Genomic DNA, 10,341 nt, shown 5'->3' with positions numbered 1-10,341 from the left:
TTCGCCCGCGTCGAGCCGGCCTCTGCGCAGCGGCAGGCGGCCAACGCCGGCATCGAGTGCATCGGCTGCGGCGTCTGCTACGCCTCCTGCGAGGTGGTGTCGTTCCGGCCCGACTACCTCGGGCCGGCCGCGCTCAACCGCGCCTGGACGCTGGTCAACGACGTGCGCGACAGCGCCGGTGCCGAGCGGCTGCGCGCGGTGGCCGGCGACGCCGGCTGCCACGCCTGCCATACGCAAGGCGGCTGCACGCTGCGCTGCCCCAAGCAGATCGCGCCGACCGCCGGCATCGCCGGCCTGAAGCGGCTGGTGGCCCGAGCCGCCGTGAAGGGCGAGCTGTGAACGCCGAGGCGATCGCCCAGGCGAAGCGCTGGTACTGGCAGCGCATCAGCGCGATGGTGCTGGCACTGTGCGTGCTGGTGCACCTGGCCGTCATGGTCTATGCCGTACGCGGCGGCCTCAGTGGCGCGGAGATCCTCGCGCGCACCCGCGGCAGCTGGTCCTTCGCGGCCTTCTACAGCCTGTTCGTGCTGGCCTGCGCCGTGCACGTGCCCACCGGCCTGGCCAACATCGCCGTCGAGTGGGGCCGCTGGCGGCCACACGCTGCCCTGTGGGCCGCACGCGCCTTCGCGCTGCTGCTGGCGGTGACCGGCCTGCGCGCCGTCTGGGCGGTGAGCATCGCATGAACACGCTCGACGCGCGCGCACGCCGCCACCCGGTCTACTGGGCCTACCTGCTGCACCGGCTCTCGGGGCTGGCGCTGGCGCTGTTCCTGCCGCTGCACTTCACGCTGCTCGCCCAGGCGCTCGACGGCGCCTCGGGCCTGGACCGCGCCCTCGCGCTCACGCACTCGCCGCTGGTGAAGATCGCCGAGTGGGGCCTGGTGGTGCTGCTGTCGCTCCACCTGGCCGGCGGCACGCGGCTGCTGCTCATCGAGTTCGGCCCCTGGCGGGGGCCGCGCAAAGACTGGATTGCCGGCGCCGCCGGCTTCGCGCTGGCCGCCGGCCTCGCGTTCGCTCTCGCCCTGTTCGCCTGATCACGTTCCCCCCCGAAGACCGAGACCCAAGGAGACAACACCCATGCGAATCGACCTCACCCGCCGACTGCTGATCGCCGCGTTCGCGCTGGCCGCGAGCACGACCGCTTCCGCCCAGGCCTGGCCGGCCAAGCCGGTGAAGATCGTCGTGCCCTTCGCGCCGGGCGGCACCACCGACGTGGTCGCCCGCATGGTCGGCCAGAAGCTCTCCGAAGTCTGGGGCCAGACCGTGGTGATCGAAAACCGCGCCGGTGCCGGCGGCAACCTCGGCGCCGACGCGGTGGCCAAGTCGCCGGCCGACGGCTACACGCTGCTGATGGCCTCGGGCTCGATCACCATCAACCCGAACCTGTACGCGAAGATGCCTTTCGACACCCTGCGCGACCTGGTGCCGATCACCAACGTGGCCAGCGGGCCGATGATGGTGGTGGTGCAGGATTCGTCGCCGTACAAGTCGGTGAAGGACCTGATCGCCGCGGCCAAGGCCCAGCCGGGCAAGCTCAACTTCGGCTCGGCGGGCGTCGGCAGCCAGGTCCACCTGGCGGCGGAGAACTTTGCCGACTCGGCCGGCATCGAGGTGCAGCACGTGCCCTACAAGGGCGAGGCGGTGGCCTACAACGACCTCCTCGGCGGCCAGGTGCAGTTCATGGTCGGCAACATGGCTGCGGCCTCGGCGCTCACCGGCCCCGGCCGCCTGCGCGCGCTGGCGGTGACCAGCCGCACCCGCTCGGCGCAGTTCCCCGAGATCCCGACCGTGGCCGAGAGCGGCCTGCCCGGCTTCGAGAACACCGGCTGGTTCGGCTTCTTCGCACCCGCCGGCACGCCGCCGGCGGTGATCGAGAAGATCCACCAGGACACCGTGAAGGCCCTCGCCGACTCTCAGATCAAGGGCCGCCTGTTCGTCGCCGGCATGTCGCCGGTGGCCAGCTCGCCCGCCGAGCTGGGCCAGCAGATGGACGCCGAGCTCAAGCGCTGGGCCACGGTCGTGAAGAACCGCAACCTGAAGACCAACTGATGCTGCACGTCGACGCTGCAGCGGTCGAGGCGGCCGCGAAGGAGCTGTACATCCGCGCGCTCAAGCAGCTGCCGCCGGACGTGAAGTCCGGCTTCGAGCGGCTGGTGGCCAGCGAGACCGCGCCGACCGCGCAGCGCATCCTCGGCACGATGGTGCAGAACATCCGCGTCGCCGAGGACGCCGACAACCTGCTGTGCCAGGACACCGGCATCCCGATCTACCACCTGCGCATCGGCCGCGGCGTGCAGATCGACGGGCTGGCCGCCAAGCAGGCCATCCGGCGCGGCTGCGAGCGCGCCACGCGCGAGCACCCGCTGCGCAGCTCGGTGGTGCATCCGCTGACGCGGCGCAACGAGCAGACCAGCTGCGGCATCGAGGTGCCGGTGATCCACGTCGACTTCACCGACGACGAAGGCCGCCTCGAGCTCGAGATGGTGCCCAAGGGCAGCGGCTCGGAGAACAACAGCTTCCTGAAGATGGCCATCCCGGCCGAGGGCATCGCGGCGATCAAGACCTTCGTGATCGACTGCGTGCTCGCCGCCGGCGGCAAGACCTGCCCGCCGACCATCGTCGGCGTCGGGCTCGGCGGCACCTCCGATCTCGCAGTGGCGCTGGCCAAGCGCGCCGCCACGCGGGCGCTGGGCACACGCTGCGCCGACGCGGACGGCGCCGCGCTGGAGGCCGAGCTGTCGGCGGCGGTCAATCGCCTCGGCGTCGGCCCGCAGGGCCTGGGCGGAGACTCCACCGCCTTCGCGGTGCACGTGGAGCTGGCCGCCACGCACATCACGATGAACCCGATCGCCGTGAACATGCAGTGCCACTCGGCACGCCGCGCGCGCGCCGTGTTCGACGCGCAGGGAGTGCACTATGGCTGGTAGGCACCACGTGCTCGAGATGCCGGTGAGCGAGGCGCAGGTGCGCGAGCTGCGCGTCAACGACACCGTCACGCTGCAGCGCACGCTCTACGGCATCCGCGACGCCACGCAGATCCACCTGTTCGACCGCGGGCGGACCACGCACTTCGACCTGCGCGGCCATGCGGTCATCCACACCGCACCGAACGTGCGGCGCGTGCCGCCCTCGCCCGAGCATCCCGCCGGCTACGCGCCGGTGTGCATCGGCACCACCACCTCCGACCGCATGGAGCGCTTCACGCGGCCGCTAATGGAACAGTACGGCGTGCGCCTGATCGTCGGCAAGGGCGGGCTGCGCGAGGGCTCGCAGCAGGCCTTCGCCGACCTCGGTGGGGCCTACCTGGCGATCGTCGGCGGCACCGCCGCGCTGGAGACCACCTGGATCGAGCGCATCGAGGCGGTGGACCTCGACGACCTCAACCCCGAATCGCTGTGGCGCTTCGCGATCCGCGACTTCGGCCCGCTGCTGGTGGCGATGGACAGCCACGGCGGCAGCCTGTACCGCGAGGTGCAGCGCGACGCCGCCGCGCGGCGCGCCGAGGTGCTGGCCTCGCTGGGGGTGAAGCCGTGAGCGACGCCGTGCGGCGGGTGCAGACCGACATCCTCATCCTCGGCTCCGGCGGCGCCGGCCTGTTCGCGGCGCTGCACGCCCACCGTGCGGCGCCGGAGCTGCACGTCACGGTGGCGGTGAAGGGGCTGCTCGGCAAGTGCGGCTGCACGCGCATGGTGCAAGGCGGCTACAACGTGGCGCTGGCGCCGGGCGACTCCGTCGAGCGCCACTTCATGGACACCATCGAGGGCAGCAAGTGGCTCGCCGACCAGGACCTCGCCTGGACGCTGTGCTCGACGGCCGTCGAGCGCATCCGCGAGCTGGAGAACGAGCTCGGCTGCTTCTTCGACCGCAACCCCGACGGCACCGTCCACCAGAAGGCCTTCGCCGGTCAGACCTTCGACCGCACCGTGCACAAGGGCGACCTGACAGGCATCGAGATCATCAACCGGCTCGCCGAGCAGGTGTGGGCGCGCGGCATCGCCCGGCTCGAGGAGCACCGTGCCATCGAGCTCGTGCGCACGCCCGACGGCAGCGCGCTGGCCGGCGTGCTGATGATCGACATGCGCAGCGGCGAGTTCGTGTTCGTGCAGGCGCGTGCCGTGCTGCTGGCCACCGGCGGCGGCCCGACCATGTACCGCTACCACACCCCCTCCGGCGACAAGAGCTGCGACGGCATGGCCATGGCCTTGCGCGCCGGGCTGCCGCTGCGCGACATGGAGATGGTGCAGTTCCATCCCACCGGCCTGCTCGCCGGCCCCGATACGCGCATGACCGGCACCGTGCTCGAGGAGGGCCTGCGCGGCGCCGGCGGCCACCTGCTGAACGGCGCCGGCGAGCGCTTCATGCAGCGCGTCGATGCGCGCGCCGAGCGCGCCACGCGCGACATCGTCTCGCGCGGCATCTACGCGGAGATGCGCGCCGGCCGCACCACGCCCTCGGGCGGCGTGTGGATCAGCATGTCGCACCTCGGGCCGGACAACGTCCGCCGGCAGTTCAAGGGCATGGTCGAGCGCTGCGGCGATTGCGGCTTCGACCTCGCCGCCGGCCGCGTCGAGGTGGTGCCGACGGCGCACTACATGATGGGCGGCGTGGTCTTCGCGCCCGACTGCAGCACGCCGCTGCCGGGTCTGTTCGCCGCCGGCGAGGACACCGGCGGCGTGCACGGCGCCAACCGGCTGGGCGGCAACGGCGTGGCCAACTCCACCGTCTTCGGCGGCATCGCCGGCGACCGCATGGCCGCCTGGGTGCGCAGCGAAGGAACTTGGCAGACGCCCGACGAGGCGGTCATCCAGCGCAGCATCGCCGCTCACACCGCGCCGTTCGGCCGCGCCACCGGGCCCGGTGCGATCGAGGCGGTGCGCGACGCCATCTCGAACACGATGTGGGACGAGGTCGGCATCCTGCGCGACGCCGACGGCCTGCGCCGCGCGATCGCCCGGCTCGACGCGCTCGACGCCGAACTGCAGGCCTGCGGCGTGGACGGCAAGGACCGCGCCTTCCACCCCGGCTGGCACGACTGGATGAACCTGCGCAACCTGCTGCAGGTCAGCCGCACGATCGCGGTCTCGGCGCTGGCGCGCGAGGACTCTCGCGGGGCGCACTACCGGGAGGACTTCCCCGAACCCGGCGCGATGGAAGACTCGTCCTTCATCGTGGTGCGACAGGGCGCCGACGGGCAGCTCGCCCTGCAGCGCCAGCCGGTGCGCTTCTCGCGCGTGCGGCCGGGCCAGAGCCTGGTGGCGGCCTGAGGCCGGCCGGGCGGCCGCGCACGCGTGGGCGAAACACTGCTGTTGAGCGTCGGCGCGCTGGTCGCCGCGACGGTCTCCGGCGCCACCGGCTTCGGCTTCGCCCTCGTGGCCACCGCGCTGTGGAGCCAGCTGCTCGAGCCGCAAGTGGTGACGGTGCTGGCGCTGGTCTTCATGCTCTCGCTCAACATCGCCTACCTGCCCTTCTTCTGGCGCGAGATTCCGTGGCGCCGGCTCGCCCCCTACGCGGTCGGCGGCGTGCTCGGCGTACCGCTGGGCGCCTGGGCGCTCGACGTGCTGCCGGCCTCGGTGTTGCGCCCCGCGGTGGGCGCCTTGCTGATGGGCTACTCGGCGTGGATGCTGGCCCGCGTGCACCCGCCGGCGCTGGTGTTGTCGCCGCGTGCCGGCCAGCTCGGCGATGCCTGCATCGGGCTGATCGGCGGCTTCCTCGGCGGGCTGGCCGGTCTGTCGGGCTTCCTGCCCACGCTGTGGTGCGCGCTGCGTGGCGGCGACAAGACCAGCAACCGTGCGCTGGTGCAGGCCTACATCCTGCTGACCGGCGTGCTGGGCATCGCCTGGGTCGGCGGCCTGGTCGGCATCGATGCGCAGGTGCGCGAGCGCCTGTGGTTCGGCGCGCCGTTCGTCGTCGTGGGCGGCGCACTCGGGTTGTTCGTCTTCTCGCGCCTCGATGCCGCCCGGTTCAACCGGCTGGTGCTGTGGCTGCTGGGCTTGTGCGGGGCGCTGCTGCTGGTGCGCGGCTAGCCGGCGCGTGCGGCGGCTGCGCCGATCGCCGTCACAGCTCGAGGTCGGCCGCGTCGACGCCGATCTCCGCGCCCAGCGCGTCCAGGGCGCCGAGCACGAGACCGCCACCGACCACGCCGGCGGCGATCACGGACGCCTCGCGCAGGAAGGGGCTCGGCGCCGGCACGGCCGGCTGCTGCGCCCGGATGCGCTCCAGCGCCGTTTCCAGCACCAGCACGCGCTGCAGCAGCAGGTAGACGGCGTCGGAGCGCGACGCCGTCAGCACGGTCACGGCCCGCTGCGCCTCGGCATCGTCCACCGCCTCCGGCGCGCGCTGCAAGGCACGCACGAGCGCCCACAGCCGTTCGGATTCATCGCGATTCATCGCCAGTCCCCCAGGGTCGCGCGCGGTCGGCTGGCCGCAGTGCGCCGCAATGTAGCGGGATAAGAATGCCCCTGCTACTCCCACTCGATCGTGGCCGGCGGCTTGCTGGAGACGTCGTAGGTCACGCGGTTGATGCCGCGCACCTCGTTGATGATCCGGCCCGACACCTTCTTGAGCAGCGAGTACGGCAGTTCGGCCCAGTCGGCGGTCATGAAGTCGCTGGTCTGCACCGCGCGCAGTGCCACCACGTAGTCGTAGGTGCGGCCGTCGCCCATCACGCCCACGCTCTTGACCGGCAGGAACACCGCGAAGGCCTGGCTGGTGAGGTCGTACCAGCTCTTGCCGGAATGCTCGTCGATGGCCATGCGCAGTTCATCGATGAAGATCGCGTCGGCGCGGCGCAGCAGATCCGCATACTCCTTCTTCACCACGCCGAGGATGCGCACGCCCAGGCCCGGCCCGGGGAACGGATGGCGGTACACCATGTCGTGCGGCAACCCCAGCGCCACGCCGAGCTCGCGCACTTCATCCTTGAACAGGTCGCGCAGCGGCTCAAGCAGCTTCAGGCCCAGCGTCTCGGGCAGGCCGCCGACGTTGTGATGGCTCTTGATCGTGGTGGCCTTCTTCGTCTTGGCGCCACCCGACTCGATCACGTCGGGGTAGATCGTGCCCTGGGCGAGCCACTTCGCACCTCTGAGCTTCTTCGCCTCGGCCTGGAACACCTCGACGAACTCGCGGCCGATGACCTTGCGCTTGGCCTCGGGGTCGCTCACGCCCTTGAGGTGGCCGAGGAACTGCTCGCTGGCGTCGACGTGCACCACCTTCGCGTGCAGGCGGCCGGCAAACATCTCCATCACCATCTTCGCCTCGTTCAGGCGCAGCAGGCCGTGGTCGACGAACACGCAGGTGAGCTGGTCACCGATGGCACGGTGGATCAGTGCCGCAGCCACGCTGGAGTCGACACCGCCTGACAGGCCGAGGATCACCTCCTCGCTGCCGACCTGCTCGCGGATGCGCGCGACGGCCGCGGCGATGTGGTCGCGCATGATCCAGTCGGGCTTCGCCTTCGCGAGCTCGAGCCCGATGCGCTCGAGCAGGGCGCGGCCCTGCAGCGTGTGCGTCACCTCGGGGTGGAACTGCACGGCGTAGTAGCCGCGCGCCTCGTCGGCCATGCCGGCGATCGGGCAGCTCGGCGTGCTGGCCATCAGCTTGAAGCCCGGCGGCAGCTCGGTGACCTTGTCGCCATGGCTCATCCACACCTTGAGCATGCCGTGGCCTTCGGGTGTGGCGAAGTCCTGGATGCCGTCGAGCAGCTTCGTGTGGCCGCGCGCCCTCACCTCGGCGTAGCCGAACTCGCGGTGGTCGCTCCACTCGACCTTGCCGCCGAGCTGCGCCGCCATGGTCTGCATGCCATAGCAGATGCCAAGCACCGGCACGCCGAGGTCCCACACCGCCTGGGGGGCGCGCAGTTCGTGATCCTCGTAGGTGCTGGCGTGGCTGCCGGAGAGGATCACGCCCTGGGGTGCGAACTCGCGGATGAAGGCGTCCGACACGTCGTTCGGGTGGATCTCGCAGTAGACGTGCGCCTCGCGCACCCGCCGCGCGATCAGCTGCGTGACCTGGGAGCCGAAGTCGAGGATGAGGATCTTGTCGTGCATGGGATTCGGCCGGTCAGGAGGAGGCGGGCGCGCCAGGCAGTTCGCCTTCGGTGCGGCGGACGGATCGGAAGTGCTGCCAGGCCAGCAGCAGCGACAGCGCCTGCAGCGCCGCGCAGAAGTACAGCGGCGCACCGATGTGCCAGTCGCCGCGCGGATAGTGGGAGACGGCGCCGAGCAGCGGCGTGGCGATCATCGGCGCCAGCACGGCCATCAGGCTGTTCAGCGAGCTGACGGCACCCATCGCCTCGCCCTGCTGCGTCGGGTCGGCCGCGCTGGAGACGATGCTCTGGATCGCCGACTGCGTGGTGAAGCCGAACAGGTTGGCCACGATCACGACGAACACCACCCAGCTCTGCGACGCCACGCCCCAGGCGACGAAGGCGATCGTCGACGACAGCAGGCCGAGCAGCGCCAGGCGCTGCGGGCTGAACACCTTGAGCAGCTTGCCGAGCAGGAAACCCTGCACCAGCACCGACATCACGCCGATCACGAACAGCGACCAGCCGCTCTCGCTCGGCCCCCAGCCGAACTTCAGGCTGCCATGCAGCACCCACACGGTATAGAGAACGAACTGCGCAAGGCCCGACAGTGCGATCACCGCCACCAGCAGCCCGACGCCCTTGAGCTTCACCAGCCCGTGCAGCGACGACACCGGGTTCAGCGCCTTGAGCTGCACCGCGCGGCGGCGCTCGGCCGGCAGCGATTCCGGCAGCACGAAGTAGCCGTAGGCCAGATTCGCCAGAGCCAGCGCGCCGGCCACGTAGAACGGCAGCTGCAGGTCGATCGCGCCGAGGATGCCGCCGAGCACCGGCCCGAGCATGAAGCCGATGCCGAACATCGCGCCGAGCATGCCGAAACGCTTGGCGCGCTCGTCGGGGTTGCTGATGTCGGCCACGTAGGCGTTGGCCACGGCCGCGTTGGCCTGCATCGCCCCGCCCACCAGCCGCGAGGCGAGCAGCATCCACAGCGCCCAGGCCATCGCGGTGACGAAGAAGTTGATCGCCAGACCGCAGAAGCCGAGCAGCAGCACCGGCCGGCGGCCGTAGCGGTCGGACAGCGCACCGAGCACCGGCGAGGCGACGAACTGCGCGAAGCCGTAGGTGAAGGCGATCACCCCGTACCACACCACCTGCTCGGCAGGGGATTCGGTGAAGCGCCCCACCAGCGTCGGCAGCACGGGGATGATCAGGCCGACCGACAGCATGTCGATCAGCACCGTGATCATGATGAAGGGCATCGCCGCCTGGCGCTGCCCGGCGCTCGGCCCGCTGTGGGTGTCCGGCATCGCGCCCGTCACTCCATCCGGTAGTTCGGCGCTTCCTTCGTGATCTGCACGTCGTGGACGTGGCTCTCGCGGATGCCGGCCGAGGTGATCTCGACGAACTCGGCCTTGCTGCGCATCTCTTCGACGGTGGCGCAGCCGCAGTAGCCCATCGAGGCGCGCAGGCCGCCGGCCATCTGGAAGATGATCGAGACCAGCGAGCCCTTGTAGGGCACGCGGCCCTCGATGCCTTCGGGCACCAGCTTGTCGGCGTTCGGGTTGGCGGCCTCGTCGTTCTCCTGGAAGTAGCGATCCGCCGAGCCGGCCTTCATCGCCCCGATCGAGCCCATGCCGCGGTAGCTCTTGTAGCTGCGGCCCTGGAACAACACGATCTCGCCCGGCGCCTCTTCGGTGCCGGCGAACATGCCGCCCATCATCACCGTGTGCGCACCGGCGGCCACCGCCTTGGCGATGTCGCCCGAGTAACGGATGCCGCCGTCGGCGATCAGCGGCACGTCGGTACCGGCCAGCGCCTTAGCGACGTTGTCGATGGCGGTGATCTGCGGCACGCCGACGCCGGCGACGATGCGCGTGGTGCAGATCGAGCCCGGGCCGATACCGACCTTGACGCCGTCGGCGCCCGCCTCCACCAGCGCCAGCGCCGCCGCGCCGGTGGCGATGTTGCCGCCGATCACGTCGACCTGCGGGAAGTTCTTCTTCACCCAGCGAACCCGCTCGATCACGCCGTGGCTGTGGCCATGCGCGGTGTCGACCACCAGCGCATCGACGCCGGCCTTGACCAGCAGCTCCACTCGCTCCTCGGTGCCCTCGCCCACGCCGACCGCGGCGCCGACGCGCAGCTTGCCCTGCGCATCGCGCGCGGCGTTGGGGAAGCTGGTCTGCTTGGTGATGTCCTTCACCGTCATCAGGCCGCGCAGCTCGAAGGCGTCGTTGACGACCAGCACGCGCTCGAGCTTGTGCTTGTGCATCAACGCCTTGCCTTCCTCGAGCGAGGTGCCCTCGCGCACCGTGATGA

General features: G+C 70.9%; 12 protein-coding genes. 8 read left to right on the top strand and 4 right to left on the bottom strand.

The features are described from left to right. From AB7U92_RS10105 to AB7U92_RS10070, 8 genes are all read left to right on the top strand, one after another. On the top strand, positions 1-339 hold a 339-nt coding region (locus AB7U92_RS10105), incomplete at its 5' end, for a 4Fe-4S dicluster domain-containing protein (RefSeq protein ID WP_428576063.1). Further along, on the top strand, positions 336-683 hold the full coding sequence (locus tag AB7U92_RS10100; RefSeq protein WP_428576062.1) for a succinate dehydrogenase: 348 nt from the start codon (positions 336-338) through the stop codon (positions 681-683). The genes AB7U92_RS10105 and AB7U92_RS10100, both read left to right, overlap by 4 nt. Beyond that, positions 680-1,033, top strand: a complete 354-nt coding sequence (gene sdhC, locus AB7U92_RS10095) for a succinate dehydrogenase, cytochrome b556 subunit (RefSeq protein WP_428576061.1) — start codon at positions 680-682, stop codon at positions 1,031-1,033. Before AB7U92_RS10100 ends, sdhC begins: the two co-directional genes overlap by 4 nt. A 43-nt stretch (positions 1,034-1,076) precedes the next feature. Beyond that, the gene (locus AB7U92_RS10090; RefSeq protein ID WP_428576060.1) at positions 1,077-2,048 is read left to right on the top strand and encodes a tripartite tricarboxylate transporter substrate binding protein; all 972 of its coding nucleotides are present in this window, start codon (positions 1,077-1,079) and stop codon (positions 2,046-2,048) included. Beyond that, complete coding sequence (locus AB7U92_RS10085; RefSeq protein ID WP_428576059.1) at positions 2,048-2,926, top strand: fumarate hydratase; 879 nt, start codon at positions 2,048-2,050, stop codon at positions 2,924-2,926. The genes AB7U92_RS10090 and AB7U92_RS10085 overlap by 1 nt, the downstream gene beginning before the upstream one ends. Next, a complete protein-coding gene (locus tag AB7U92_RS10080; protein WP_428576058.1) occupies positions 2,916-3,533 on the top strand; it encodes a fumarate hydratase C-terminal domain-containing protein in 618 nt (205 codons plus the stop codon). The genes AB7U92_RS10085 and AB7U92_RS10080 overlap by 11 nt, the downstream gene beginning before the upstream one ends. Beyond that, positions 3,530-5,263, top strand: a complete 1,734-nt coding sequence (locus AB7U92_RS10075; protein ID WP_428576057.1) for an L-aspartate oxidase — start codon at positions 3,530-3,532, stop codon at positions 5,261-5,263. Before AB7U92_RS10080 ends, AB7U92_RS10075 begins: the two co-directional genes overlap by 4 nt. A 24-nt stretch (positions 5,264-5,287) precedes the next feature. Then, positions 5,288-6,022 (top strand): TSUP family transporter, encoded by a 735-nt coding sequence (locus AB7U92_RS10070; RefSeq protein ID WP_428576056.1) that lies wholly within the window; start codon positions 5,288-5,290, stop codon positions 6,020-6,022. Between the two features lie 31 nt (positions 6,023-6,053). Here the strand turns inward: AB7U92_RS10070 and AB7U92_RS10065 are convergent, their stop codons facing one another. The 4 genes from AB7U92_RS10065 to guaB form a co-directional block, all read right to left on the bottom strand. Then, entirely contained in the window at positions 6,054-6,386 is a 333-nt protein-coding gene (locus AB7U92_RS10065; RefSeq protein ID WP_428576055.1) for a hypothetical protein, read from the bottom strand. Between the two features lie 74 nt (positions 6,387-6,460). Further along, complete coding sequence (gene guaA, locus AB7U92_RS10060) at positions 6,461-8,044, bottom strand: glutamine-hydrolyzing GMP synthase (RefSeq protein WP_428576054.1); 1,584 nt, start codon at positions 8,042-8,044, stop codon at positions 6,461-6,463. Between the two features lie 13 nt (positions 8,045-8,057). After that, positions 8,058-9,329, bottom strand: a complete 1,272-nt coding sequence (locus tag AB7U92_RS10055) for an MFS transporter (protein ID WP_428576053.1) — start codon at positions 9,327-9,329, stop codon at positions 8,058-8,060. A gap of 8 nt (positions 9,330-9,337) precedes the next feature. Further along, positions 9,338-10,341 (bottom strand): IMP dehydrogenase (gene guaB, locus AB7U92_RS10050; RefSeq protein ID WP_428576052.1); only part of this gene is annotated, 1,004 nt, incomplete at its 5' end.

The sequence above is a fragment of the Piscinibacter sp. genome, assembly GCF_050175855.1.
Classification (GTDB): Bacteria; Pseudomonadota; Gammaproteobacteria; order Burkholderiales; family Burkholderiaceae_C; genus Piscinibacter.
This window is presented reverse-complemented; position numbering and strand designations above follow the sequence as displayed.

Bases quoted from the DNA above. Each gene is read 5' to 3' on its own strand.
- sdhC (WP_428576061.1), top strand. From the start codon at position 680: ATGAACACGCTCGACGCGCGCGCACGCCGCCACCCGGTCTACTGGGCC.
- AB7U92_RS10080 (WP_428576058.1), top strand. From the start codon at position 2,916: ATGGCTGGTAGGCACCACGTGCTCGAGATGCCGGTGAGCGAGGCGCAG.
- AB7U92_RS10055 (WP_428576053.1), bottom strand. From the start codon at position 9,329: ATGCCGGACACCCACAGCGGGCCGAGCGCCGGGCAGCGCCAGGCGGCG.
- AB7U92_RS10065 (WP_428576055.1), bottom strand. From the start codon at position 6,386: ATGAATCGCGATGAATCCGAACGGCTGTGGGCGCTCGTGCGTGCCTTG.
- AB7U92_RS10085 (WP_428576059.1), top strand. From the start codon at position 2,048: ATGCTGCACGTCGACGCTGCAGCGGTCGAGGCGGCCGCGAAGGAGCTG.
- AB7U92_RS10090 (WP_428576060.1), top strand. From the start codon at position 1,077: ATGCGAATCGACCTCACCCGCCGACTGCTGATCGCCGCGTTCGCGCTG.
- guaA (WP_428576054.1), bottom strand. From the start codon at position 8,044: ATGCACGACAAGATCCTCATCCTCGACTTCGGCTCCCAGGTCACGCAG.